This window comes from Micromonospora sp. M71_S20 (genome assembly GCF_003664255.1).
Lineage (GTDB): Bacteria > Actinomycetota > Actinomycetes > Mycobacteriales > Micromonosporaceae > Micromonospora.
In genome coordinates, this window is sequence record NZ_RCCV01000001.1 from 1961213 (window position 1) to 1985412 (window position 24200).

The 24200-nt window shown below is 69.7% G+C and carries 24 protein-coding genes and 1 pseudogene; 11 read left to right on the forward strand and 14 right to left on the reverse strand.

The window, feature by feature from the left end; genetic code table 11:
* The first annotated feature begins 242 nt into the window (after positions 1 to 242).
* Entirely contained in the window at positions 243 to 1454 is a 1212-nt protein-coding gene (locus DER29_RS08755; protein ID WP_158618991.1) for a low temperature requirement protein A, read from the forward strand.
* 234 nt (positions 1455 to 1688) lie between these two features.
* Here the strand turns inward: DER29_RS08755 and DER29_RS08760 are convergent, their stop codons facing one another.
* Together DER29_RS08760 and DER29_RS08765 are read right to left on the reverse strand one after the other, a co-directional pair.
* The gene (locus DER29_RS08760; RefSeq protein ID WP_121396890.1) at positions 1689 to 2399 is read right to left on the reverse strand and encodes a GAF and ANTAR domain-containing protein; all 711 of its coding nucleotides are present in this window, start codon (positions 2397 to 2399) and stop codon (positions 1689 to 1691) included.
* 169 nt (positions 2400 to 2568) lie between these two features.
* The gene (locus DER29_RS08765; protein ID WP_233599689.1) at positions 2569 to 2940 is read right to left on the reverse strand and encodes an STAS domain-containing protein; all 372 of its coding nucleotides are present in this window, start codon (positions 2938 to 2940) and stop codon (positions 2569 to 2571) included.
* Between the two features lie 274 nt (positions 2941 to 3214).
* Between DER29_RS08765 and DER29_RS08770 the strand changes: the two genes are divergently transcribed.
* Positions 3215 to 3919 carry a GAF and ANTAR domain-containing protein gene (locus DER29_RS08770; RefSeq protein ID WP_121396892.1) on the forward strand — a complete coding sequence of 235 codons (705 nt, stop codon included), beginning with the start codon at positions 3215 to 3217 and terminating at the stop codon, positions 3917 to 3919.
* On the opposite strand, the gene DER29_RS08775 is transcribed toward DER29_RS08770, so the two are convergent.
* The 3 genes from DER29_RS08775 to DER29_RS08785 all read right to left on the reverse strand — a co-directional run bounded on the left by DER29_RS08775 (position 3916) and on the right by DER29_RS08785 (position 6380).
* Positions 3916 to 4287, reverse strand: a complete 372-nt coding sequence (locus DER29_RS08775; RefSeq protein ID WP_158618992.1) for an ATP-binding protein — start codon at positions 4285 to 4287, stop codon at positions 3916 to 3918. The two genes, DER29_RS08770 and DER29_RS08775, sit on opposite strands and share 4 nt — an antisense overlap.
* Before the next feature lie 262 nt (positions 4288 to 4549).
* The gene (locus DER29_RS08780) at positions 4550 to 4900 is read right to left on the reverse strand and encodes an STAS domain-containing protein (RefSeq protein ID WP_158618993.1); all 351 of its coding nucleotides are present in this window, start codon (positions 4898 to 4900) and stop codon (positions 4550 to 4552) included.
* 214 nt (positions 4901 to 5114) lie between these two features.
* The gene (locus DER29_RS08785; protein WP_121396895.1) at positions 5115 to 6380 is read right to left on the reverse strand and encodes a cytochrome P450; all 1266 of its coding nucleotides are present in this window, start codon (positions 6378 to 6380) and stop codon (positions 5115 to 5117) included.
* 356 nt (positions 6381 to 6736) lie between these two features.
* Between DER29_RS08785 and DER29_RS08790 the strand changes: the two genes are divergently transcribed.
* Positions 6737 to 7090: a hypothetical protein gene (locus DER29_RS08790; protein WP_148709993.1), complete on the forward strand. Its 354-nt coding sequence runs from the start codon at positions 6737 to 6739 to the stop codon at positions 7088 to 7090.
* A gap of 620 nt (positions 7091 to 7710) precedes the next feature.
* Entirely contained in the window at positions 7711 to 8484 is a 774-nt protein-coding gene (locus DER29_RS08800) for a formate/nitrite transporter family protein (protein WP_121396897.1), read from the forward strand.
* Positions 8485 to 8501: 17 nt separating this feature from the next.
* Here DER29_RS08800 and DER29_RS08805 read toward each other — a convergent pair whose 3' ends face one another.
* The 5 genes and pseudogenes from DER29_RS08805 to DER29_RS08825 form a co-directional block, all read right to left on the reverse strand.
* Complete coding sequence (locus tag DER29_RS08805) at positions 8502 to 8957, reverse strand: DUF4383 domain-containing protein (protein ID WP_121396898.1); 456 nt, start codon at positions 8955 to 8957, stop codon at positions 8502 to 8504.
* 68 nt (positions 8958 to 9025) lie between these two features.
* Positions 9026 to 10015 (reverse strand): IS110 family transposase, encoded by a 990-nt coding sequence (locus tag DER29_RS08810; RefSeq protein ID WP_158618994.1) that lies wholly within the window; start codon positions 10013 to 10015, stop codon positions 9026 to 9028.
* Positions 10016 to 10398: 383 nt separating this feature from the next.
* Entirely contained in the window at positions 10399 to 10620 is a 222-nt protein-coding gene (locus tag DER29_RS08815) for a hypothetical protein (RefSeq protein ID WP_121396900.1), read from the reverse strand.
* A 106-nt stretch (positions 10621 to 10726) separates the two neighbouring features.
* Entirely contained in the window at positions 10727 to 11800 is a 1074-nt protein-coding gene (locus tag DER29_RS08820) for a sporulation protein (protein WP_121396901.1), read from the reverse strand.
* A gap of 225 nt (positions 11801 to 12025) precedes the next feature.
* Positions 12026 to 13374 (reverse strand): annotated as a pseudogene (locus DER29_RS08825) (hemolysin family protein).
* Positions 13375 to 13481: 107 nt separating this feature from the next.
* On the opposite strand from DER29_RS08825, the gene DER29_RS08830 reads away from it, so the two are divergent.
* The 6 genes from DER29_RS08830 (at position 13482) to DER29_RS08850 (ending at position 20958) form a co-directional block, all read left to right on the forward strand.
* Positions 13482 to 14534 (forward strand): sodium:calcium antiporter, encoded by a 1053-nt coding sequence (locus DER29_RS08830; RefSeq protein WP_121396902.1) that lies wholly within the window; start codon positions 13482 to 13484, stop codon positions 14532 to 14534.
* Between the two features lie 258 nt (positions 14535 to 14792).
* Positions 14793 to 16169 carry a hemolysin family protein gene (locus tag DER29_RS08835; RefSeq protein ID WP_199729186.1) on the forward strand — a complete coding sequence of 459 codons (1377 nt, stop codon included), beginning with the start codon at positions 14793 to 14795 and terminating at the stop codon, positions 16167 to 16169.
* Positions 16166 to 17230, forward strand: a complete 1065-nt coding sequence (locus tag DER29_RS08840; RefSeq protein WP_121396904.1) for a hemolysin family protein — start codon at positions 16166 to 16168, stop codon at positions 17228 to 17230. The genes DER29_RS08835 and DER29_RS08840 overlap by 4 nt, the downstream gene beginning before the upstream one ends.
* A gap of 1002 nt (positions 17231 to 18232) precedes the next feature.
* Positions 18233 to 18847 (forward strand): hypothetical protein, encoded by a 615-nt coding sequence (locus DER29_RS34105; RefSeq protein WP_158618995.1) that lies wholly within the window; start codon positions 18233 to 18235, stop codon positions 18845 to 18847.
* A 235-nt stretch (positions 18848 to 19082) separates the two neighbouring features.
* Positions 19083 to 20036, forward strand: coding sequence for a serine hydrolase (locus tag DER29_RS34110; protein ID WP_158618996.1), 954 nt, complete (start codon positions 19083 to 19085; stop codon positions 20034 to 20036).
* Between the two features lie 187 nt (positions 20037 to 20223).
* Positions 20224 to 20958 (forward strand): phosphotransferase enzyme family protein, encoded by a 735-nt coding sequence (locus DER29_RS08850; RefSeq protein WP_121396906.1) that lies wholly within the window; start codon positions 20224 to 20226, stop codon positions 20956 to 20958.
* 276 nt (positions 20959 to 21234) lie between these two features.
* Here the strand turns inward: DER29_RS08850 and DER29_RS08860 are convergent, their stop codons facing one another.
* From DER29_RS08860 to map, 3 genes are all read right to left on the reverse strand, one after another.
* Positions 21235 to 21804 (reverse strand): nucleotidyltransferase family protein, encoded by a 570-nt coding sequence (locus DER29_RS08860; protein WP_121396907.1) that lies wholly within the window; start codon positions 21802 to 21804, stop codon positions 21235 to 21237.
* Between the two features lie 34 nt (positions 21805 to 21838).
* Complete coding sequence (locus DER29_RS08865; protein ID WP_233599690.1) at positions 21839 to 22255, reverse strand: NUDIX domain-containing protein; 417 nt, start codon at positions 22253 to 22255, stop codon at positions 21839 to 21841.
* 154 nt (positions 22256 to 22409) lie between these two features.
* A complete protein-coding gene (map, locus tag DER29_RS08870) occupies positions 22410 to 23228 on the reverse strand; it encodes a type I methionyl aminopeptidase (protein WP_121396909.1) in 819 nt (272 codons plus the stop codon).
* Between the two features lie 73 nt (positions 23229 to 23301).
* Here map and DER29_RS08875 point away from each other — a divergent pair, with 73 nt between their 5' ends.
* Complete coding sequence (locus DER29_RS08875) at positions 23302 to 23568, forward strand: helix-turn-helix domain-containing protein (protein ID WP_121396910.1); 267 nt, start codon at positions 23302 to 23304, stop codon at positions 23566 to 23568.
* 193 nt (positions 23569 to 23761) lie between these two features.
* On the opposite strand, the gene DER29_RS08880 is transcribed toward DER29_RS08875, so the two are convergent.
* A complete protein-coding gene (locus DER29_RS08880) occupies positions 23762 to 24124 on the reverse strand; it encodes a hypothetical protein (RefSeq protein ID WP_121396911.1) in 363 nt (120 codons plus the stop codon).
* Positions 24125 to 24200: the final 76 nt, after the last annotated feature.

Sequence of the window (24200 nt, forward strand, 5' to 3'; positions counted from 1 at the left end):
TGCCGAAGCCGCCGGCCGGACCCTGGGTGACTCGGCCCGGCCGCCAGGGAGGAACGGGAGCCGCGACCGGCTCATCCTCCCGGGAGACCGGAACCGGCCGCCTCCGTACCGGCTTCCACCCGCTCGCCGGCGGAGCGGCTTCCGTGCATCCGGTGACCGATGACGGGTGCCCGAGGCGTGCCCTCCGACTGGAGTGCCCTAACCGCAGGTCAGGAGGGTACCCCGGAGGCAGCATGGGTGGTATGGGGCTTCGTGAAGGCGACGGACGGGACCTGCTGCAACGTCGGGAGGACGTCCGGCAGGCCAACTTCTTGGAGCTCTTCGTCGACCTGGTGCTGGTCTTCGCCCTCTCCGGAGTGGTCAACAGGGTGGTGCGGGACGCCACCGCAGCAGAGCCCCTCATCCAGTGGCGGTCCCTGGCGTACCTGCTGGTGTTGTCTCTGCCGCTGATCTGGCTGTGGATCACCACGGCGCACATCACCAGCTGGTTCGACCCCCGCCGCCGCAAGGTCCAGTGGCTCGTGCTCGCCAGCGCGTTCGGCCTGCTGGTTATGGCCTCGTCCCTACCGCACGCGTTCGCCGACGAGGGCTGGTCGTTCGCGCTGCCGTACGTGATCCTGCTCTGCGTCCGACCGCTGATACTGCTGCCCAGCGTGCGCGGGCACGCCCTGCGCGACCTCTACGCCCGGTCGCTGCCGTGGTGTGCGGTCGGGGCGGCAATCTGGGTGGCCGGCACGCTCATGAGCGGCGACGCCCGCGCCGCCCTGTGGGCGATCGCCGTGACGGTGGACATCGTCGCCGCGCAAATACGCTGGCCGGTTCTCGGCCGGGCCCGACCGCCGGTCAGCGCGTGGGCGATGGACAGCGGCCACCACCTGCCCGAGCGCTACCAACAGCTGCTGATGATCGCCCTCGGCGAGACCGTCCTGGCGGTGGGCCTCACCTTCACCGACCTGCCGAACACCGCGGCCACATGGGCGGCGCTGGTGGTGGCGTACCTGTCGACGGTGCTGCTCTGGCGGATCTACTTCTACCGCTCCGGCCAGGTTCTCGCCGAAGCGGTCGCCGCCGCCGGAGATCGACTGGCCGCCGGCCGCGCCACCGGCATCGCCCACGTCTCCATGGTCATCGGCATCGTCACCACCGCCGTCGGCTACGAGATCGTGCTCGAACACCCCACCGGCCGACCCGAGCCCGTCTGGCTCGCCGTGATCCTCGGCGGTCCCACACTCTTCCTCTACGGCCGCATCCGCCTGGAACGGGTCGTCTTCGACCGGCTGTCCATCCGCCGCGTCGTCGCCATCGCCGTACTGACGACCGCCGCCGTACCGCTGCACCGCGCCCCACCCCTGGCCGCTTCCGTCACGGCAGCGTTCGTGCTGCTTGGGGTCGCTGTCGCCGACGCCCGGCACGCCGCCGGACGCCCGCCCGAAAAGCCGTCACCCGCGCACTGAACAACAGTGTCGCGGCCCGATCAGTCTCTCGGCTTGCCCGCAGCGGCAAGCGGCCGGCTGCCGGCCGTTGGATCTGCAGCGGGTCACCGGGTACGGCAGCGACGCAACCCTCCCCAGCTTCTGGTCTCGCCTCGCCGACACGGGTCCGGGGTGCCCCTTCACCACCGCTTGGCTCACCTGACGACCGCGCGTCTGCGCGTCCGCGACGTGGCCCAGCCCGTGCTGGTGCGGCGCTCAGTCGCGGCCGCCGTTGACCGCCCGGTCGACCAGTGACTCGGCGACCTCCCGCAGCTTCCGGTTGGAATCCTGCGACACCCGGGCCAGGATGGCGAACGCCTCCTCGGCCGAGCACCGGCGCTGACCCATGATGATGCCCTTGGCCTGCTCGATCACTGCCCGGCTCTGCATCGCCTCCTGCATCTGCTGGGCCAGGGTGGCGGTGCTTTCGTAGAGATGAACGTTGGCCAGCGCGATGGCGGCGTACCCGGCCAGCGTCTGGGCGAGTTCGACGTGCTCGTCGAAGGCACCCGGTGCCGCGCCGTAGATGTTGAGCGCCCCTACCATCGCCTCCTGGATGGGCAGCCCGATCGACAGGGAGCTGGCGGCCCCTGCCACTCGGGCGCGGCCCGCCCACTCCGGCCAGCGGCTCTCCACCGTCATGTTGGGAACCAGCATCGCCGCACCGGTCGTCGCGGCGTCCAGGCACGGGCCGCGACCGTGCTCGTACTGCCACTGGTCCAGCGTTAGCGCCAGCTTCCCGGTGTACGCGGCGGTGTACGCCTCGGCGCCCTGGACCAGAGTGACCGATACCTCGGCGGTGCCGGGGATCGTGTCCTTCGCGACCTGGGCGATGGTCGACAAGACCACATCGAGGTCGACCTCTTGGTACTTGATCCGCCCGAGTCTGATCAAGGCTGCGGCGAGGTCGGGGTGGGCCTGCGGCATGAGCTGTGACGTCCTTGTACGAAGCGCCGTCTGACCCAGCGGGTGACACGGCGGGTGGCGGGACGGCCCGCAGTCGCGGACCGAGGTCCCGATCCGTCGGGATCGGGCCGCGCCGCTTCTTGACGCTCGTTCCTGATGCCCCGGCTGGGACGTCAGTTGCGAAACAACTCTACGACCCGGTGTGTGCCGGGATGACGCGACGTGCCGCTCCTCGGCCGGCGACCCTGACCGACGTCCGTTCGATCACCTCGAAGCCGGCGAGCGTGCCCGTCACGTCGAGGACGCGACGGACCACCGGCGAAAGGTGGCGAAGGGTCAACCGCCTGCCACGCTCGGTCAGCTGCCGATGCGCACGTAGCAGCGCGTCGGTGCCGTACGCGCCGAAGAAGGTGACAGCCGAGAGATCTACCACCACCAGCGGCGCCTTCGCCGCGACGACGTCCTCCAGGAACTCCGCCAGCTGGTGGGCGTTGCTCAGGTCGACCTCACCGGCGACCGTGACCCGGCTGCTGTCTCTGCTGAGCTCGCAGCTCAGCCACATGATCGGTTCGTCCCCCCGGGGCCTTCCAGATGCGGTCGGAACGTGGTGACATCCGAAACCGGGCAGTTCCTGGGACATGGCGCCTCCCACCTTGCGGTTCGAGAATCCTTCCCGCCGTTATCGGCGGGAGCGGGAGGGCGCATGTCTTGACCCGAACACGAACATACGCCGTTCGGGTGGGCATCGCACGCCAGGCTGGTTCCCCGTCCGCCGATCCTCGGTACGTTTGGTCGAGCGACAAGTCCGCCGACCCCGACCCGACAAGGAACCACGCATGGACGCCCCGCGGACGGACCCCGGCGAAGCCCTCGCCGCACTCGGCCGGATCCGGCTCGACGAGGTCGAGCTCGACGATGTGGTCCGACGGGTCGCCGAGTTGGCCAACCGAACCGTCGCGGGGAGCGCGCACGTGTCGGTCGCACTGATCCAGGCCGGCGCGAACCGGGCCATCGCATACACCAGCGACCTCGCCCGCGAACTCGACGACTGGCAATATCAGCGCGACGACGGCCCCTGCCTCGACGCCGCGGTCAGCGCCGTCAGCGTGTCCCTCCCCGATATGTCCGACGAACAGCGGTGGCCGGAATGGGCGGCGCAGGCGCGAGCGGCGGGCATCGGCAGCTCGCTGTCGATCGGGCTGCCCATCCAGGAGGCGGTCACCGGCGCGCTCAATCTGTACGCCACCTCGACGCATGCCTTCGACCACGCGGCGATCGAGCTGGCGGAGGAGTTCGCCGCGTACGCCGCCGTCGCGCTGGCCAACGCGCACCTCTACGACAGCACGGCCGTGCTGGCCCGGCAGATGCAGGAGGCGATGCGCAGCCGGGCTGTGATCGAGCAGGCCAAGGGCATCATCATGGGTGAGCGACGGTGCTCGGCCGACGAGGCATTCACGCTGTTGGCCAAACTCTCCCAGGACACCAACCGCAAGCTGCGCGAGGTGGCCGAGGCCCTGGTGGCCAACGCCGCCAACCGCTAGGTGAGCAGCACCTCGCACCACACCACCTTGCCGGGCGGCTGCGGCGTGCAGCCCCACGCCTCGGCCATGGTGTCGATCAACCAGAGGCCCCGGCCGCCGACCGCCTCGTAGTCCGGCCGGGTGAGCACGGGTAGCGCCGGGTTGGAATCCGACACCGCCACCCGCACCCGTCCCTGGTCGACATCCACCTGAAGGCACAGGGGCGGCGGACCGTGCCGCACGGCGTTGGCAATCAGCTCGCTGGTCAGCAGCACCACCGTGTCGCAGGCCTGGAACGGTACCTCCCACCGGCACAGGTGTTCGGCCACGAACCGGCGCCCCTCCGCACATGCCATGACCGCGGCGGGCAGGTCCGGCAAGACCGCCATGCGTTTTCTGGTGGTCGACCGGAACATGGAGTCCAGAAAATCATGGGTCACATCAGGTCCAGAGGCAGACGCCAGCAGCGGGGCACCTCACAGGCGCCCGACCCGTCGCCGCCGGCCGGCGGCACGTCACCCAGTGTGGCACCGGTTGTCGGACGGTGGCCAGAGGGTCCGGCCGGAGGGCCTGCTGGAATCTGGACGATCACTGCTTCCCTCGGCACGCATCCGTCACCAACCCATCGTCAGGGGTGGCGCCGCACCGGCGTCACCAGGTCAACGGTCGTCGATCGCGGGCGGAGCGGACGGCCTGCGCCCGGCTGAGCGGGAAGTTCGTCAGGGCGCCGGCCGTGGCGAGGAGGTACGTGACGCACGGCGCGGGATCCCGCAGGAGGAACGTGGCCCCGGCCCTCGCCGCGAAGTGCTGGGCCTGCAGCAGCGCGCTCACACCGTGCGCGCTGAAGATCCGCACCGCGGAAAGGTCCACCGCGACCACGGGCACCGGCGGGTGGCAGACACACTCCACCAACTCGGTGAGCAGGTGGGCGTTGCTCATGTCGATCTCACCGGAGACGGTGACCAGCTTCGCCGAACCGTCACTCGTCAGCGCCAGCGACATGATCGGCTGCCCGAGCCGGTCCGGTTCTCGTGCAGACGACCACCTGCGCGGGTACGAGGAACCCCGTTTCCTGACATGGCGCCTTCGCTGTCCACCGGCGGGCCCGCCCGTGCCGCACGAGGCGGCGGAGGAAGGCTCTGGAGGGCGCATGTCTTGACCCGTTGACCTGTCCTACCCCCACGATCCGGCCTCACACCCGCAGGTTCGCGGCGCGCTAGTTAAAAGTCGAGGAGACGCTGGGCTCACGCACGTCGGCCAGGACGATCCGGCTGCGGGGAAGCGTGGGGATGCGGCGTAGGGAGATGGTGAGGTCCTGCTCAGGCACGGTGTAGTCCAGGCGGGCCAACCAGCCGGCGAAGGCCGCCAGCAGGGCCACGGTGACGTCCTCGCCCGGGCAGCGGTGCCCGGTGCTCGGGTCGGCCCCACCCTGCGGGATGAGTTCGTACGGGTCGGGGGGACGCCCGACGAAGCGTTGTGGGTCGAAGCGGTACGGGTCCGGCCACAGTGCCGGGTCGTGGTTCTGGCCGTAGATGTCGAGCAGAACGAGGGACCCGGCAGGGACGTGCTGACTCTGCCAGGTCAGGTCGGTGACCGCCCGGGCACCGACGAACGGCGCGAACGGGTAGAAGCGGCGGACCTCGTGGGCGAACGCGGTCGCGTAGCCGGTGTCGCCTGAGCGCAGGCGGTCGCGGTGTTCGGGCCAGCGGTGCAGCGCGTGCGCCGTGAACGCCACGAACCAGGACACCGCGACAGTGGGGCGGATGATGTTGAGCAGTTCCACCGCGGCGAGCTTGGCGTCCATGAGCTGCCCGTCGCGGTGTCGGTATCCGGCGACCGCGTCGAGCACGGACCCGGCGGGTGCGGTGACGGCACCCACGCGGACCTGCTCGACGAGTGCGGCCAACCAGTCCTCCCGCCGCCCGCGGGCGCGCCGTGCCCGCCAGTGTCGCCGGCCGAGGGTGGCGAAGCCTTCGACCATGGCGGTCAGGTCGCGGGCCACGGGCGCCACCCCGGCGTCGTCCAGGCCGACCCCGGCCCAGCCGCAGACGCCCTTGGTGATCACGCGGCTCGCTTCGTCGAAGAGCACCATCTGTCGTCGGTCGCCGTGCGTCGTAATCGCGTCGTCCCAGGCCGCGGCCGCCTCGTCGACCAACGCGGCGACACGCCGCGGATCGGTGAGCAGGGACCGGAACATCGCCTTGCGGTGGCGGTGGTCCGCGCCGTCGAGTGTGTGCACGGCCCGGTGGCCGAACAAGGTGCCCTGGACCGGTTCCGGGACGGCTGTGTGCCGACGCACGTGCCGCTCGTCGTAGAAGAACCGCACCGCGTCGGGCCCGCGCAGCACGAGCGCCCGCTGGCCCATCACCCGGGTCTGCGCGGCGGACCCGCCCACCCGCCGCAGCAGTGCCGGCAGCCAGGCGTAGCCGTCGACCATCAACCCGAGGGTGTCGTCCAGATATGGTCCGCGCCGGTCGGTCATGGACAGGCAGTGCCCGCTGTGCCCGCCACGAAACCCGCCCCGACCACGCTGCAGAGGCACCTGTCGTCGCTGTGTCGCCCGCAGTCGCACACTCGGTGTCCCCGTCGAAGTCCCCCAAGGCACCACCGACCTAAACCGTGCCGATGCGATGCCGCGTTGTCGCGTGCGATGGTGGTTGTCGAATCCGAGGGCGGGCAGGTCCACCCGCTGTGTCGTCCGAAGGGGCGCGTCTTGTCCGGGAGCGAAGCGGGTGGTCCCACCGACGGCCCCGTCAAGCGCGGGTTGAGAAGCACCGTCGGCAGGGGGAGAGCACGACCTTTGGCTTCTCCATCCTGGTCACCGTCAACTTCGGGTTGTTGAACGCGATGGAAGGCTCGCCCGGCGTCTTTCACATCTTCCTCTTCGCCATCGGCGCGGTGCTGTCGTTCACCCTGCTCGAAGGGCTTCTCTCCCGCGGTTTCCGCAAGCCGATGCCGCAACACCACACCCACGTTCAAGCAGTGGGCACGAGCATGAACCTTCTCTCCGTCGTCGGCGGTCTCGGCTGCGCCTGGCTGGCCGCGACGTGGATCGCCCACCCTGCTGTCTGGGCGGTGGCGCCGTTCCTGGCGGCTGTCGTCTATCTGGTCTTCGAAAGCCTCGAGACCGCGCTCGGCGAACGACTACTCAAGGCAACCGAGGACCCCGAGGCCGACGACGTGTCCTCCTGACACCCCGACGGCCCACCCAGTAGCGGCGCGCGGACTGCCCGGGTGGCTGTTTTCTCACCCGTCCGCCCTCGCCGAGGACGTGAGCGACGTACCGTCGGGGCAACGTGGCCGCCGCGATCGTGGGGTGGGCGCAGGACTGTGCCTCGGTCGGGCGGCCACCGTCGGAGGGTGGGGTCCGGTGTCAGGTGGGTTGACGTCGACTGCGTCCGGGGTGCGGCCGTACCCGGTGGCCGGGGCACCGTTGCGGCATCGGCATTTCCGACTCAGGTGCCGGCGGGCTCGTCGTCACCGACTGCACCATGACCGGGAACCTGGAGGCGGGCTTCCAGGTTTCGGCGAAGGGCACCACCGGCATCCCCGGGGCAACCTGATCCGCGACAGCGGCTCGGGCACCCAGACCCACGGGATATGGATCACCAATCAGGGCAGCTGCGTCAACTGCCGCGTCACCGAGAACGACCTGGACGGCAACCGCGTCGCCATCCGGACCGACGCCGAGGTGGCGGGTGGCCACTGGGACGGCAACCACGGCAACCAGTGAGGCGGCGTACGTCGAGAAGCGGCGGCCGGCGACCAACTGCCGTACGTGGGGGCAGTAAGTAGCGGGGGGAGATCGGGGAATCGGTTCCGAGCCGCAAGTAGCGCAGGCGTTCGACCGCGTCGTCGAGGAGGGTGCCGTCCGGCTGGCCCGCCCGTGGGTCCCCCTCGTCGTCACCGGGATCCTCGGTGGCATCGATGTCGGCACCGGCGCGCTGGCCTACCTGCTGGTCGAGCAGGCCACCGGTCAGCCGCTGCTCGCCGGGATCGCCTTCGGCATCGGCTTCGTGGCACTGCTGCTGGCCCGCAGCGAACTGTTCACCGAGAACTTCCTGGTACCGGTGACCGCGGTGGCCGCCGGACGCAACACCTTCCGCTCGCTGCTGCGGCTGTGGAGCGTTACCCTGGCCGGCAACCTGCTCGGCGGCTGGCTGGTGGCCTGGCTCATCACCCACGCCTTCCCCGGCCTGCACGACACCGCGATCGGGACCGGCACCCACTACGCCACCCTCGGCGTCAACCTGCGCTCCTTCACCCTCGCCGTGCTCGCCGGCATGGTGATCACCCTGATGACCCGGATGCAGCACGCCACCGAGAGCCTCGGCGTACGCCTGGTGCCGGCGCTGCTGTTCGGCGCGCTGCTCGCCGGCGGGCAACTCTTCCACAGCGTCCTCGACTCGATCATGATGTTCGCCGCGCTGACCACCGGCCGGGCGCCCTTCGGCTACCTCGACTGGCTCGGGGCGCTTGGTTGGTCCGTGCTGGGCAACATAGTCGGCGGCGTCGGCCTGGTCACCGCCCTCCGGCTGACCCGGGTATCCCGGGAGATCGCCGACGAGCGGTCCCACCAGCGGTGAAATCGCGAACCCACGAGTCAACGACGGTCGGTGCGTCCGCGGGTCAGGGCGAGCCCGAGGGCGATCATCCCGAGGCCGAGGAACAGGTGCAGCCAGTTGTCGGCGTTGTTGACCGGGACGAAGTTGGCCCCGCTCTCGTGGTCGATCACCAGCCCGTAGAGCCAGAGCGCGAGGTAGACGGCACCGCCGGCGACCAGGTAGGTCCGGGCACCGGAGACGGTGCGGGCCAGCGCGAGGCCGGCGACGCCGAAGGCGAGGTGGACCAGATTGTGCAGGATCGACACCTGGAAGAGCCCGAGCAACTTGGCCTCGGACTCGTGGCCGGCGAACTGCATGGTGTCGTAGTTGCTGGTGATGCCGGGGATGAAACCGAGCACGCCAACCAGCACGAAGACCGCACCGACGGCCTGGGCGGCGGTGCGGACCGGGTGCTTACCCGTCGTCGTGCCGCCGGAGCGGGAACCGTTGACCATCGTTACCTCCATGAAGACAGTGCGGCTGATGTGCCCCGGCAGGCCGGCCCGAAACCGGACGGCTCGGGTCAGCGTTGACGCAGCCGCCGTGCCAGCTCGACGCGAAGGTCGTCGATGCCGGCACCGGTGCGCGCGGAGACTGCGACGGCGTCGGGGTGGACCCGGCACAGTCGGGCTTCGGCGGGCGTTTTTCCTTCGCTGAGTTTGCGCTGGTAGTAGACGCGGCCAGGGCCTTCGTCGCGGGCTTGAACGAGCGCGATCGTGTGCAGGGCGGTGTTGAGTTGCCGGTTGCCGGTGGGGTTGAGCCGGTGGCGGCGGCGTTCGCCGCTGGAGGCCTCGAGTGGCGAGGTGCCGGCGTAGCTGGCGAAGTGATCGGCCGTCGGGAAGCGGGTGACATCACCGACGTGGCCGAGGATCTTCCCGGCGATAATGTGCCCGACGCCGCGGATTTCGGTGATGGTGGAGTGCGTCTCGCTCAGGACCTGCCGGACCTGGGCCTGGTTGGTGTGCAAGCGCCGGTCCAAGTGGCGTAGGTCCGCGATCAGTTCACGAGCCAGGTCGCGGCGGCAACTGTCGGCGGCGGTGAGCGGCCGGGTGTTGCGCAGCAGCACATGAAGCCGGTTGAGCAGCCGGACGCGTTCGCGGGCCAGGTCGTCGCGGCGCTCGGAGAGCAACCGCAGCCGGGTGTGATGGTCCTCGGCGACAACTTTACGCAACCGCTGGTGCCGCATGGCGGCGTGAGCGACGCTGGCGGCGTCCGCCGCGTCGGTCTTGCGGCTGCCGCCGGTGTCCAGCAGCCGCGCTCGAGCGGCCAGGGTGGCCGGGACGTCAACGACGTGCTCGCCGGCGGCGGCCAGCAGCTGCGCGATACCTCGCCCTAGCCCAGCGGCGCCTTCGACAGCGAAGCGGCGTTGCGGCCAGCGGGCGGCCCAGTCAGTCAACGTCTTGTATGCGGCGGCGTTGATGGTGATCCGCCTTGTCGCCAGCAGGTGACCGGTCTCGTCGAGGGCGACAGCGGTTAAGGAGGACTTGTGCGGGTCGATACCGATCGTGATCACGGAGAGCCGGGTTCCTTCCGCCAGAAGACGAGGATCGCCGTGGCGGGCAGCCTGACTTGGGGAATCCTTGAGCACGCCTCTGTTGAGCCACGCCACGGCCGGGCGCCGGCCAGCGGCGGCACGCTCTTGATGAGCCAGCCCGAGGGCGGCAAGGGGTTTGCGAGCCAGTGCCGACCGGCGCCCTGACGCTACGGGCTGCAGACCCGCGCATCTGACTCCAGTAGACAAGTTAGGGGGTTTGTCGTCGGCTCTGATTTCTGCCCCTTCCCGCAACTGCCGAAACTACCGCCGCCTAGCCGTCCGGCGCGACGGCGAGGATCGGGTGAAACGGACGATTGCCCGGTGGCCCTGGTTTGCTGGGCCACCGGGCAATCGCGGAGGTGCTACTTCGTGCCGGTGAGGGCGACCAGGGCGTTGGCGGTGTGGAAGTACGGGTTACGGCCGAGGTCGCCGACGGTGATGATGCCGAAGGCGTCCTTGAGCAGCTTCGCGTCGCCGTCGCTGACCCCGGCGAGGGCGGACACCGGGGCGTCGACGATCTCGGTGAGGGTCTTGTCCTGGTAGGCCTTGTCGACCAGCTTGGTGAGGTCGGCGGTGACGGGCATGCACACTCCTTCGAAACTCCGGCCAGGCAATCCGGCCGAATAGGGTCGAACCTACGGAATTAGATCATGACGTGAGCGGAGGATCCACTATGGATCCTGAGAGGGTTCAGGCCTCTTCGTCGCCGCCCTCTTCGTCGTCGCCGAAGAACTCATCGGCGACCATGCCGCCAGCGAACCCGAGAGCTGCGCCGCCGACCACGCCAGCGGCGACGGCACCCATGCCGGGGCCGCTGCGCCGTTCGTGGTGGTGCTCTTCCTTGTAGTGCTCGCCAGGGTGGCCGTATCCGGCGGCATGCCCGTATCCCGGGGTGCCATAGGCGGGCTGCCCGTAACCAGGTGGCGGGTAGCCGGGGGCGCCGTAGCCCTGGGCGGGCGGGGCGTAGCCGTGGCCGGAGTGCATGCTCTGGTAGCCGTCGAGGGCCTGGCGGACCCAGCCGTCGACCTGCGCGGCCCAGTCGACGCGGTCGGCGTCGGCGTGCGCGGCCTGGTAGCGACCGTAGGAGTCGTGGCCGCCGGTGAACAGGCCGCCGCGCTTGTCGAACTCCAGCACCACGTCGACGCCGTGCTCGTTGGCGACGAAGGTCAGCTCGACCTCGTTGACGCTGTGGGCGTACTGCGGGGCGGCGTAGTACTCGACCTCCTGGTAGAACGGCAGGCTCTGGTGCAGCCCCGAAATGTGCCCACGCTCCAGGTCGGCGCCCTTGAACTGGAAGCCGAGGCGGCCGAACGCCTCCAGGATGCGCTCCTGAACGGGCAGCGGATGCACGTACACCGGGTCGAGGTCACCCTTGTCGACGGCGCCGCGGATGGCCACCTCGGTACGCAAGCCCATCGTCATGCCGTGCAGGTGCTGCCCGTACAGGTCGGTCACCGGGGTCTCCCACGGCATCGCCACCTGCAACGGCAGCGACAGGTGCTGGCCCTCGCGCAGGTGCAGGCCACCGGCGACCTGAACGCGGTGGAACTCGACGAGCGCGTCGTACTCCTCCTCCGCGCCGTCGATCTCCACCCGGGTGACCAGCCCGACGGTGATGTGGTCGATCTCCACGTCGTGGCTTCCGCCGGTGAGGTTCACCTGCCCGCCCAGCATCAGCCCCGGGCGGGTGCTCGGATTGGACAGAACGGTATCGACGCTGGGGCCGCCGACCCCGAACGCGCCCAGCATCTTCTTGAACACCAGAAACCTCTCCCTCGACGACTCACCGAACGCGCGACAGCCGTACCTGATGGAACTTCCACCCGGAACCCTTGTGCCGCAACGAGTTCAACGACGTCCATAATGGAAACCACTGCGCCGGGAAACTAACAACGCCACCTGAGAAGTAGCTGAATGCATCCACACCGCTACTCTCGGGTAGCGCCGTGTAGGTGCCGGGCCTGGCCTTCGTGAAGAGCGGCCGCCACCTCACATCACGCGCATGTCAGTCGCCGGCGGCCCCGTCAGAGGCTTGCCTCGCCTCGCCGGCCTCAGGCCGTCGCCACGCACCGGCGTGGTGCGCAGGCGTACCCGGGTAATGGCCCGGCCCGTCACCTCCGCCACCTCGGCGGACAGACCCGGCAGCTCGATCACCTCGCCCGGCGTCTTCGGGATGTGGCCGAGGTGGGCCAGGACAAGGCCGGCCACGGTCGTGTAGTCGCCGACGTCGAGGACGTCCTCGTCGATGTCGATGCCGACGTCGGTCAGGTCGTGCAGCGGAAAGCCTCCCGGCATCAGCAGTGCCCCGTCCGCCTCCCGCACGACGGCCTGCACGTCCCGGTCGGTCTCGTCGTAGATCTCCCCGACGATCTCCTCGACCAGGTCCTCCATCGTCACGATGCCGTCGATGGAGCCCCGCTCGTCCACGACGAGGGCGAACTGCTGCCGCTGTGAGCGCATCTCCCGGATCGCCTCGGTCACCTTCAACGTCTCCGGCAGGTACAGCGCAGGGCTGGCATGCTCGGCGACCGGGCCTTCCCGGTCGAGCAGGTCGCGCATGTGCACCACGCCGACGGTGTCGTCCAAGCCGCCGCGGCCCACGACCGGGGCGCGGGTCTGCCCCGACCTGCCCAGCTCGCGCAGCGCCTGCGGCGCGGTCAACGACGCGGACAGGGTGACCACCAGGCGGCGCGGGACGAGGATCTCCCGAAGGATCCGTTCGGCCACCTCGAACGCCCCCGAAATGATCATCCGGTGTTCCGGCGTGAGGTTGCGCTGCGCGGCCACCATGTCTCGCAACTCCTCAGTGGTGACCTCTTCTCGCCGGGCGCGGGGGTCACCACCGCTCAGGCGTACGACCGCGTCGCTGGCCTTGCTCAGCAGCCACACCGCCGGCCGGGAGAACGCCGACAACGCGTCCAGAGGGCGGGCGACCAGCAGCGCCCAACCCTCGGCGCGCTGCATCGCGATCCGCTTCGGCGTCAGCTCACCCAGCACCAGGGTGACGAAAGTCAGGATGATGGTGACGACGACGATGGACACCGGCTCCGCCGCGCCACCGAGGAAGCCCAAGGGGCCCACGAGCGGCTGGGCCAGGGACACCGCCGCCGCGGCCGACGCCAGGAACCGGCCAGGGTGATGCCGATCTGGATCGTCGCCAGGAAACGGTTCGGGTCCCGTGCCAACTTTGCCAGCACCCGCCCGGCCCGGGAGGTCCGCTCCAGGCGCTGCAGCTGGCTCTCCCGCAACGACACCAACGCCATCTCGCTGCCCGCGAACACCGCGTTCACCAACACCAACACGAACACCAGCGTGACCTGCACGCCATGGCCGCCCACGGCCTGTTCGACGCCTCCTCGACCGGACCCTCCGGAGCATCAACGGTAGCCGCACCGGGACACCGAGATCGGGGTATCTCCGCTGCAAAACGGGGAACCCGCCGCCGGTGCCGGAGGTTCTCACCGCTCTGCCCTGGCCGTTGGGATGGAGCGTCGCCGTGTTCCTGATCGCGGGTGCGCTCACCGTGCTTGGGACCATCCGGCTGGTCACCCTCGGCGACACCCTCGCCGACCGTACGGGCTGGGGTGAGGCGTTCTTCGGCGCCGTCTTCTTCGGCCTGGCCACCTCTCTGTCCGGCATCGTGATGACCGCCGTCACCGCTGCCACCGACCAGCCACAACTCGGCTACAGCAATGCCGTCGGCGGCATCGCCGCCCAGACGACCGCAGTCGTGGTCGCGGACGCCTTCCATCGCCGGGTGAACCTCGAACACGCTGCCGCGTCCCTGTCGAACGTGCTCTTCGGGACCCTGCTCATCGCCCTGCTTGCCATCGCACTGCTCGGCACCTTCACCCCGGACGCGGCTCTCGCCGGGCTGCACCCCGCTTCCTTCGTCATGATCGGCTGCTACATCGGGGGCTTGCACCTCATCCGCAAAGCCGGAGCCAGCCCGTTGTGGCAGGCCGTTGCCACCACGGAGACGCTCCCCGACGTCCCGCACGCCCACGGAAAACTCGACCAGCGCAGCTCCGCCTGGCTGTGGACCCGGTTCACCGCTGTCGGCCTGCTCGTGGCCGTCGGCGGCTGGGCCATCGCCCTCGCCGCCGAGAGCCTCGTCGCCATCACCGGGCTCAGCACCGGCTTCATCGGCGCGATCCTGATGGGCACCGTTAACGCCCTGCCCGAAACCGTCACCGCCATCGCCGCCGTCCGTCGCGGCGCCCCGACGCTTGCCATCGCTGCCGTCCTCGGGGGCAACAGCCTCGACGCGCTCAACCTCGTCGTAGGTGACATCGCCTACCGTGACGGCTCGATCTACCACGCTGCCGGGACCGAGGAACTCCTCGTCACGACCAACGCCCTCTTCATGACCGCCGTCCTTGTCGGTGGTCTGCTCGTCCGCCAGGCCTGCGGATGGGGCCGCCTCGGATTCGAAGGCGCACTAATCGTGGCCAGCTATGCCGCTATGACCGTCATCCTCGCCCTACCCCCCGCGTAGCCCAGGCCTGCGTGCCCGACACCTCGCCGCCGCAGCCCTCGTCAGAGGGCGAAGTCGCCAACTGCCTCCATGGCAAGTAGATCCACCGATCGCTGGTGGCTGCCGGTCCATGCCGACAGCGCCACCGGCTGGCAGGCTCCCCGGCCCGGCGTGGCGGTGAGCACACAGCAAGGTTTCAGGATGTCTGCCTAACCTGGCCGGCATGTCCCGCGACGGTGAGCCTCCCAGTACCGACCAGCCCGAGGCCCGAGAGGCGGCGTGCCTGTGACCGAGTGGCTGCTGCTGGCCGTCGCGGTCCTGCTGATCGCGGCGAACGCGCTGTTCGTGGCTGCGGAGTTCGCCTTCGTCACGGTCGACCGGGCGACGGTCGAGCGCCGGGCGCAGGACGGCGACCGCCGCGCCGCCGGACTACTGGCGGGGTTGCGGACCCTGTCCACGCAGTTGTCCGGGGCGCAACTGGGCATCACCGTCACCAGTCTGGTCGTCGGGTTCCTGGCCGAGCCGTCCCTGGCCACCCTGCTGCGCGGCCCGCTCGGGCTCACCGGCCTGTCCGACTCCGCGGTGACCGCGGCGTCGTTGACGCTGGCGCTGGCACTGGCGACGGGCTTCCAGATGGTCTTCGGTGAACTCGTACCGAAGAACTGGGCGATCTCCGAACCGCTGCGCGTCGGCCGCGCCGTCGCCGGGGCGCAGCGCGGCTTCACCACCGCCGCCGGCCCGCTGATCCGTTTCCTCAACGGCACCGCAAACCGGATCCTGCGCCTGATGGGCATCGAACCGACCGAGGAACTGGCCTCGGCGCGGTCCCCGCAGGAACTCGCCTCGCTGGTCAGCCGGTCCGGCCGGGAGGGCACCCTCGACGCCCGGACCGCGGAACTCGTCGCGCGTTCGATCGACTTCGGCGAGCGCACCGCGGCCGACGTGATGACCCCTCGTACCCGCGTGCGGTTCGTCTCCGCCGACGCGCCCGCGGTGGAGGTCCTGGCCCTCGCCGCCGGCACCGGGCACGCCCGATTCCCGGTCACCGGCTCGGGCGTGGACGACGTCGTCGGCGCGGTGCACTTCAAGCACGCCCTGGCCGTGCCCGCCGCACAGCGGTCCACGCAGCGGATCCGGACGATCATGTCCGGTCTGCCGGAGGTGCCGGAGACCATGCCGCTGGACCCGCTGCTGGCTGTCCTGCGCGGGCAGGGACTACAGATGGCGGTCGTCGTCGACGAGTACGACGGCACCGCCGGGATCGTCACGCTGGAGGATCTCGTCGAGGAGATCGTCGGTGAGATCGCCGACGAGCAGGACGCCCCCCACCGCCGCCACCACCGCGCCGCCGACGGCACGTGGACCCTGTCCGGCCTGCTGCGACCCGACGAGGCGTCCCGGCTGATCGGCCTCGACCTGCCGGAAGCGCGGGACACCGACACCCTCGGCGGCCTCGTGACCGAGGGCCTCGGGCGATTCCCGCAGGTCGGCGACACCATCACCGTGCCCGTCGCCGACCGGAACCAATCCGACCCGGACGGTCTGCCGACCCCGACCCACGCCCAACTCGCCGTCACGCGGCTCGACGGCCGCCGCGTCGACCGGCTCACTCTGCGCCGTACCGACAACCACCTAAGCGAGGAAGCCCGGTCATGAGCGACCTCACCGCGATCCTGCTGGCCGTGGTGCTGCTGGCCGGCAACGCCTTCTTCGTCGGGGCGGAGTTCGCCCTGATCTCCGCCCGCCGTACGCAGATCGAACCGCGCGCCGCGGCCGGCTCGTCCGTCGCCCGGATCACCCTGCGCGCGATGGAGAACGTCTCCCTGATGATGGCCGGCGCGCAACTCGGCATCACCGTCTGCTCCCTCGGCCTCGGCGCGATCGGTGAACCCGCCGTGGCCCACCTGCTGGAGAAGCCCTTCGCCGCCGCCGGCGTACCCGAGGCGCTGCTGCATCCCATCGCGTTCACCATCGCCCTGGCGATCGTGGTTTTCCTGCACATGGTGCTCGGTGAGATGGTGCCCAAGAACATCGCCCTCGCCGGCCCCGAACACTCCGCCCTGGTGCTCGGGCCGGTGCTCTACGGCATCGTGACCGTCCTGCGTCCGCTGATCTGGCTGCTCAACCAGATCGCCAACGCCGTCCTGCGGCTGCTGCGGGTCACACCGAAGGACGAGGTGGCCTCCAGCTTCACCAACGAGGAGATCGCCGGCTTCATCGCCCAGTCCCGGAAGGAAGGGCTGATCGACCAGCAGGAACACGACCTGCTCACCGGTGCGCTGGCCTTCAACGACCAGACCGCCGCCACCGTCGCGCTCCCGCTGGCCTCCCTCATCACACTGCCCCGGGACACCACTGTCTCCGAGCTGGAACGGCAGTGCGCGGCAACCGGCTACTCCCGTTTCCCGCTCACCGACCCGCAGGGCGGGCTCACCGGGTACGTCCACGTCAAGGACATCCTCGAACTACCGGCCGAGCAACACGACGAGCCTCTAGACCCGGGGCTGATCCGCCCGCTCGCCACCCTCGACGCCACAAGGCCGCTGCGCGATGCGCTCACCGTCATGCAACACCGCGGCGCCCACCTCGCCATCATCGTCGACTCGACCGGCCAGCTCCTCGGCCTGGCCGCGCTCGAAGACATCGTCGAGAAACTCGTCGGCGAGGTCCGCGACGCCACCCAACACACCACCGACCGCGCCATGGTTCCCTCATGACCCGGCGCCCGCTCCCACAAGCCGGATCGTTGCTGCTCGCGACGGGCGAACCGAAGCCGTCGAGCGCAGCGGAGCGGTCAGCCTGGAACTGATCAACGCACCTGGCTGATCTTCAGCAAACGACCGCAGCAACGCCCCGGTACGACTGGCATACTCGGGCAGACAAGGAAGAGCCGCAGGTCATCAGCCTGTGAACACAAACGGAGCGTCGGGTTAGACACCACGCGACGAGTACGACCAACTCCGTGCCATCCTCCACAACGCCGCCCGCACCGGCCTCGCCACGCAGAACCGGACCGGCCACCCCAACTTCGCCCAATACCTCATCGGACGAGTTGCCTGGGTCGGTCATCACCACCCGGCACGCGTAGCCAAACTCGCCACGCTGCTGGCCCAAGCACTTGTGGCACCGTAGACCGACGCGGCGCGGCAACTTCGCGAGATTTCGGCAAGGACGCGTCGAACCGACCGAGGCAGTGCCTGAGCAGGACTTACACCTGTTCTGCTGATCTTCGGCAAGCGAGCACAGCAACAGGCGCGTGCGACCCACTAATGTGAAAACAGAATAAGAACCCGCAGGTCATCAGCCAATAGGTACAGATAGAGCGTCGTCTTAGGAAACCGATGCTCTATCCCCTGAGCTACGAGGGCGCGAGCGCCTAGTCTAGCGACCTGGGCGTCCACCTGGGGTGGCAGGGAGTGGCCCAGGTTCACCCACGTCACTCGGACCGCCGTTCTCCCAGCCCAGGACCACACCCGGAGCACACGAACCCCGATTTGCGACCGGCGGGTGGCCGCGGCCACCCGCGCTCCTACCGTCGGCGCCGCCACCGGAGAACCACGGAGCGCTCACCCCGGGGTCGCTCGGACCGCCGCGATTCTGACCATGACGGTCCCCCAGACGTCCGCACATGCCGAGTTGAGCGCGTTCGTCAGGGCTCACGTAATCTCGTCGCCGCCCGAGCTGTGGGAGGTCTCCGCGCTGGCATCGTTCGGGCCATCGTGGGTGAAGGCGAGCTGAAAATGGGCACTGATATCGCTGGTGGGGTAGAAGTCCGCCCGCAGGGTCGTGGTTCGCCGTGGCTACTGGCCGATGTCAACCTGGACGCCCTACCTCGCCACTATGATGCCTTCGGACTGCTGTTTGGTGTACGGAACTTCGCCGGGTTCGAACCCGTTGCTCCCGGCCGCGGCCTACCGGAAGACGCCAGCCCGGAGTTGCTTTGCCTCCAGTGCGCGGACAGCGAACACGGTCACACTTGGGTGTCATGGACGGAGCTGGCCCACATCGATTGGAGCGTACGAGCGCTCCGCGTTGACGACCGGATTCACGAGTACAGGTCGACAAGCGACGGGCCGTGTCTCGTCGGCAAGGCCAGCCATCATGGGCATGCCTGGCGCGCGGTGGCCGGCGAGCGTGCCGATCCCAGAGGCAGCGCCTACCCGGAGGGAACCGAATGGCGTGCCGGCGATCGGTTGTGGCGGGTGGAGCGCCTCTCCCGCGGTGACGTGTTGCGCGTCGATCCGCAGTTGCGGGCACTGCTGGACACCATGCGTGATCTCGCCGAGCGGCATGGCGGCGACAACGTACGGCTGCTTGTGTGGTTCGACAGTTAGCGACTGCCGACCAGGACCTCTACCTTGGCAGCCTCTTCTGCCGCGAAGCGGTGCAGGCCATTCCATTGTTGGTCGGCGGCGCCACCGTCCCGCGCTTTGCGGCAGAAAGGACGGGGCGCAGCCAGCGGTACCACTCTTTCAGAGAGTTCGTCGCACTCCCGGGGCGGTTGCGGCCACGTGTGGCCCGGCTGCTGAAACTCATCAGTGTGGTCTGGCCACGGCATACTCGGGAGTCATGGGATTCGAAGAGGAGTGGCAGGATCTGGTTCCGGGTACCGACCGCATTTCCGGCATCGGGGTCGCGGTCGGCGGGCTCGACGGTGACGTCTGGACTGACGGTCACGACCTGCTGTTCCCGGCGTGCTCGATCAGCAAGCACGTCGCCGCGTTCGGCACGCTGCGGCTGGTCGCCGACGCGACCCTCGACCTCGACACCGACGTCAACGCCTACCTGTCCGCCTGGCAGCTGCCGGGCACCGGCACGGTGACCGTACGCCAGCTTTTGGCCCACACTGCTGGCCTGACCGAGAACTGGTTCCCCGGGTACGCCGCGGGGCAGCCCGTGCCATCACTGCAGCAAATTCTGCGGGGTGAGCCCCCGGCCAACACGCCAAGGGTCCGGCGCGAACTGCCGCCGGGCACTGAATTCCGTTATTCAGGCAGCCATTACGCCGTTCTCGAGCAGCTCCTGACCGACGTGACTTCGACGCCGTTCGACAAGCTGATGGCGACGCTCGTGCTGGAACCGGTGGGCATGGCGGACAGCAGCTACGATCAGCACTTCCCGAACAGGCACCGGGACCGTGCGGCCCGCGGCCACTGCGGCGGCACCCCCGTGCACGGCGGCTGGCATACGCAGCCGGAGATGGCCGGCGCTGGGCTGTGGAGTACCCCGGCGGACCTGGTGCGGCTGGAGCTGGAGATCTGCCGTGCCGTCGCCGGCGAATCCGCGCTACTGCCGCAGGATCTGGCCGCGCAGATGCTGACCCCGCAGGTACCCGGCGGGTTTGGTCTCGGCACCGAACTTGGCGACGGGCGCTTTGGGCATACCGGGCAGAACACCGGCTACAGGTGCTTCTCGTTCGCCTGGCCGGTGTCGGGCACAGCAGTCGCCGTGATGATGAACGCCGAGGACTGCCGCGACACGCTGCTCGCCCTCATCGAACTGGCCGGCCGCAACTACGGCTGACGCCCGGCAGCGCCAACTCACCAGCATTGCGAGCAGGCAGACATTCTTCGAGAGAAGCTCCTCGACGAGGAGTGCGACGTCCTCTCATGCCGCGAGCGAGCGTCAGGGCCGCACCTGCGAGATCGACAGGTCAGCCGACTGCTCGTGCCGGGAACAGTGATGTTGGGAACCCCGTAAGGTATCGCCGGTGGGGTGGGATGCACTCGGGCAATGGGGTGAAGGCGTCGCTCGCATCGAACCGCTCGCTGGCGGAGTCGCCAACGACGTGTGGAGCGTACGCGTCAACGGGCACCTCGCGGTCGGTCGTCTCGGCACCAGGAGCGACGCTGATCTTGCGTGGGAGACAGAGCTCCTGCAACACCTCGACCGTGAAGGTCTGACCGTGCCGGTCCCGATTCCGACTACGGACGGCCGGCTGTTCGTCGACGGTCTGGTGGTGATGACCTACCTGGATGGCGGACCGCCGGAGACGCAGGCCGATTGGCGTCGCGTGGCCGCCACGCTCCGCGAGTTGCACCGGCTGACGCAGGGCTGGCCGCAGCGCCCGGGCTGGCGATCGTCGACCGACCTCCTGAACGCCGAGACCGGGACGAAGATCGACCTCGGCGCGATGCCCCCTGAGGGCGTTGCTCGGTGCCGAGCAGCGTGGGCGCGGCTCACCGGGCGTCAGACATGCGTCGTCCACGGCAACCCCAACAACCCTGGCAACGTCCGCATGACCGCGAGTCAGGTCGCGCTGATCGACTGGGACGAGGCGCACGTCGACGTCCCCGACCTCGACCTCGTGCTGCCCGACAACGCCGCCGGCCTCGACGACGGCGCGCTCGACATCGCGGGGCAAGCGTCGGCCGCGTGGGAAGCCGCCGTCTGCTGGGACGACGAGTACGCAGTCAGGCGGCTCGCCGAAGTTCGGGCGGTCTGAGGAAGCGTTCGAGGAGTGGGGTCAGGTCGCGCAACGCCCCTGCTGGCGACCTGGCCCGAGTCCGTCGTTGCAAGAGCCTACCGAGGCCGCCTTGCGCCGCAGTCGGAGAAGAGCTGGGACGTCCGTGCGGCAGACGGCACCCTGCTGCAGGTGAAGTGCCGCGTCCTCGAGCCCGGCAGCCGGCGTACGCACGTCTACTCGCCGTTTCGGAGCTGACGCGTCCACGCCTGCGTCTTTGTCATGCTGAACAGCCCTCTGCGAGCTTCGAGCGCCGGCTCAGGTCACGACGCGGACGCCGGGCCAGCGTTCGGTGGGGCGGTGGCGGGCGAGTCGCTTCCGGGAGATCTCCGCGCTGACCCTGGCCGGGTTGCGCCGCCACACCCCGTCGAGCAGGTCGTCGAGGCCGTGCGGCGCGCACACCGCGAGCCGGTCGTGCGCGTCGAGGCGTACGGCCACGGCCGTGGCGTACTCGGGCCAGGTGGCGACCGCGTCGGCGATGGTGCGCAACGGAGCCACCGGGTCACCGCCGAACTTCGCGGGATACCAGGTGTGCACGGCGGCCTGGTTCTTCGCCTCCCATGGCAGATCCGGCCAGGCCGCCACCAGCCGCCGGGTGGCCCGGTCGTCGTTGTCGCGGCTCAGGTCCGCCGGGTCGAGGAAGACGACATCGACGTCTCGCACCAATGTCGGGTCGAACCCGTCGCCGTACCGCTCGCCCCAGACCAGGTCGCGGATGGCGCCCGCGCCGATCCAGGCGTCCGGCAGGCCGGAGTCCCGAACGACGCACAGCGCCCGCATCAGCCACGGGCTGCGCTGGACCAGGTCTCGCAGCTCGTCCTCCCGCATCGGTCCCCCTGGTTGCCGCTGTTGATATTCCTGGTCAGTCGAACAACCGGCCCACGAGGGCGCCCTGGCCCGATTGCAGGACGTGCGCGGCCTCCAACGGTATCCAGAAGCACTCGAAGCGGGTGGGCTCCCGCTCGCCGTCATGGTCTTCCCGGCCCGCCCACCGCTCGGGCGGGGCCCCGTTGACCGCCAGCTCGAAGACGTGACGACGCTGGACCTCGAATCGGAGCGGGCTGATGTCGTACTCGACCTCCCCCAGCTCGCGCACGACGGTGAAGCCTGTCAGCCCGGTCTCCTCGCGGGCCTCGCGCAGCGCCGCGTCCGCCGGGTCCTCGCCCGGGCGGACGCTGCCGCCCGGAACCTGGATGCCCACCTCCTCGTGGCTGTAGTCGGTGTGCCGGAAGACGAGCAACCGTCCCTCCCGCACCACGTAACACAGAGCCTTGTCCACGACGGTCTTCTTCGGCACGGTGCGATCTTCCGTATCGGCATCGGGCGGGACGCGACTGCGGCAGCCCCGCTCCGTCGGTCTCGGAACCCTTGAGGCGAGTTCCTCCGGCACGCCCATGGCCGCCCCCGGGTTACGCCCCGAGGCGGGCGGTGGGTCAGGAGGTTGCGGCGGGCTTCCTGGCGGGGTCGGCCGAGGTGGCGCCCTGAGTGGGGCGGCGGGTCAGGACCCGGGGGCCGGACGCCGTGATGGCGACCGTGTGTTCGGAGTGGGCGGTACGGGAGCCGTCGGCGGAGCGGATCGTCCAGCCGTCCTCGTCGAACTTGATTTTGTCTGTGGAGCGGCAGAACCAGGGCTCGATGGCGATGGTGAGGCCGGGGTCGAGTTTCAGGCCGCGGCGGGGACGGCCGTCGTTGGACACGTGCGGGGCCTCGTGCATGGTGCGGCCGATGCCGTGGCCACCGAACTCGGCGTTGACGCCGTAGCCGTAGGAGCGGGCGACCTCGCCGATCGCGGCGGAGATGTCGCCGAGGCGGCCGCCGGGCTGGGCGGCGGTGATGGCGGCCTCCAGTGCGACCTCGGTGGCCTCGATCAGCTTCAGGTCTGCCGGGTCGGGGGTGCCGACGACGACGGAGAGCGCGGAGTCGGCGACCCAGCCGTCGATGCCGACCGCCATGTCGATGCTGAGCAGGTCACCGTCGCGCAGGACATAGTCGTGCGGCAGGCCGTGCAGCACCGCGTCGTTGACCGACAGGCACAGCACGTTGCGGAACGGGCCGCGGCCGAACGAAGGGGCGTAGTCCCAGTAGCAGGATTCGGCACCGCGCTCCTTGATCCGGCGGCGGGCGTGGTGTTCGAGGTCCATCAGGTTGACGCCGACCGCGGCGACACCACCCAACTCGGCGAGCAGCTCGCCGACGAACTGGCCGGCCACCGCCATCCGGTCGATCTCCTCGGCGGACTTGAGTTCGATCACGACAGCCTCCCTCTCCCTGTGCGGTATTTTTATACCACGCCAGGTCGGGACGCTCCGGGGGTATCCTGCTGGCATGGTGCGCCAACCACTCACCGCCGAACAGATCGCAGCGGGCCAGCGCCTCGGAGCTGCCCTCCGGGCCGCGCGGGCCGGCCGCAGCCTCGTCGAGGTGGCCCTGGCAGCCGGCATCTCCCCCGAGACGCTGCGCAAGATCGAGGCGGGCCGCCTTCCCGCACCGGCGTTCGGCACCGTGGTCGGCCTCAGCCACGCCCTCGACGTCCCCCTCAGCGACCTGGCCGACGTCTGGCGGGCCGACATGCCCGTCCGCCAGGCTTCCTAGAGACCGGGGTCGAGCGGCGTACCTCGAGGACGGCTTCCAGCTTGTCCATGTCCCGCGCCGTGACGTAGGTCGGCGCTGAGCCGGTGGCTTCCGCCGCTGCTGATGCGGCGCCCGCCCCCGGTTCGGCGAATACATGACGCCACCGATGGAGCACCGCTCGACGCCCGACCTGGAAGTGGGGCCGCGCCGGCACTCACGCTGCGCGAGTGCCGGCGTCGGGACGGTCGAGGCGCTCAGGCGCAGCCCAGCCCTGGGCGTACGCGGGCGGCGGGTTTCCGGCGGCGACCTTGTCGGCGATCTCCCAGAACACCTCCGGCCAGTCGCCCTCGTCGTTCATCTGGTGCAGCACCCGCCAGTTGTGGCTGCTGCGCAGGGCGTCGCCGGCCCGCTGGAGTGCGGCGTCGTCGCCGACCCGCTTCGCGCGTAGCCATTCGGCGATCCATGCGCAGCCGGCCCGGGAGGTCACCTGGGCGCCGAACTGGTAGGAGTCGTTGGTGCCGACGTCACCCGGCGCCGTGGGGTCGAAGTTCGGCGGAAGCGGCACGTCGGCGAGCACCTGGCCGCCTGCTCGGCCACCCGCCCGGGCGTGACGATCTCCGCCGGAAGCGCGGCCAGCCAGGTGCGTACGTCGA

Bases quoted from the DNA above. Each gene is read 5' to 3' on its own strand.
- DER29_RS34110 (WP_158618996.1), top strand. From the start codon at position 19,083: ATGGGATTCGAAGAGGAGTGGCAGGATCTGGTTCCGGGTACCGACCGC.
- DER29_RS08785 (WP_121396895.1), bottom strand. From the start codon at position 6,380: ATGACCGACCGGCGCGGACCATATCTGGACGACACCCTCGGGTTGATG.
- DER29_RS08765 (WP_233599689.1), bottom strand. From the start codon at position 2,940: ATGTGGCTGAGCTGCGAGCTCAGCAGAGACAGCAGCCGGGTCACGGTC.
- DER29_RS08860 (WP_121396907.1), bottom strand. From the start codon at position 21,804: ATGCGGGAGGACGAGCTGCGAGACCTGGTCCAGCGCAGCCCGTGGCTG.
- DER29_RS08775 (WP_158618992.1), bottom strand. From the start codon at position 4,287: ATGGCGGTCTTGCCGGACCTGCCCGCCGCGGTCATGGCATGTGCGGAG.
- DER29_RS08760 (WP_121396890.1), bottom strand. From the start codon at position 2,399: ATGCCGCAGGCCCACCCCGACCTCGCCGCAGCCTTGATCAGACTCGGG.
- DER29_RS08815 (WP_121396900.1), bottom strand. From the start codon at position 10,620: ATGCCCGTCACCGCCGACCTCACCAAGCTGGTCGACAAGGCCTACCAG.
- DER29_RS08840 (WP_121396904.1), top strand. From the start codon at position 16,166: ATGAGCGACCTCACCGCGATCCTGCTGGCCGTGGTGCTGCTGGCCGGC.
- DER29_RS08770 (WP_121396892.1), top strand. From the start codon at position 3,215: ATGGACGCCCCGCGGACGGACCCCGGCGAAGCCCTCGCCGCACTCGGC.
- DER29_RS08780 (WP_158618993.1), bottom strand. From the start codon at position 4,900: ATGTCGCTGGCGCTGACGAGTGACGGTTCGGCGAAGCTGGTCACCGTC.
- DER29_RS08805 (WP_121396898.1), bottom strand. From the start codon at position 8,957: ATGGTCAACGGTTCCCGCTCCGGCGGCACGACGACGGGTAAGCACCCG.
- DER29_RS08875 (WP_121396910.1), top strand. From the start codon at position 23,302: ATGGTGCGCCAACCACTCACCGCCGAACAGATCGCAGCGGGCCAGCGC.
- DER29_RS08755 (WP_158618991.1), top strand. From the start codon at position 243: ATGGGGCTTCGTGAAGGCGACGGACGGGACCTGCTGCAACGTCGGGAG.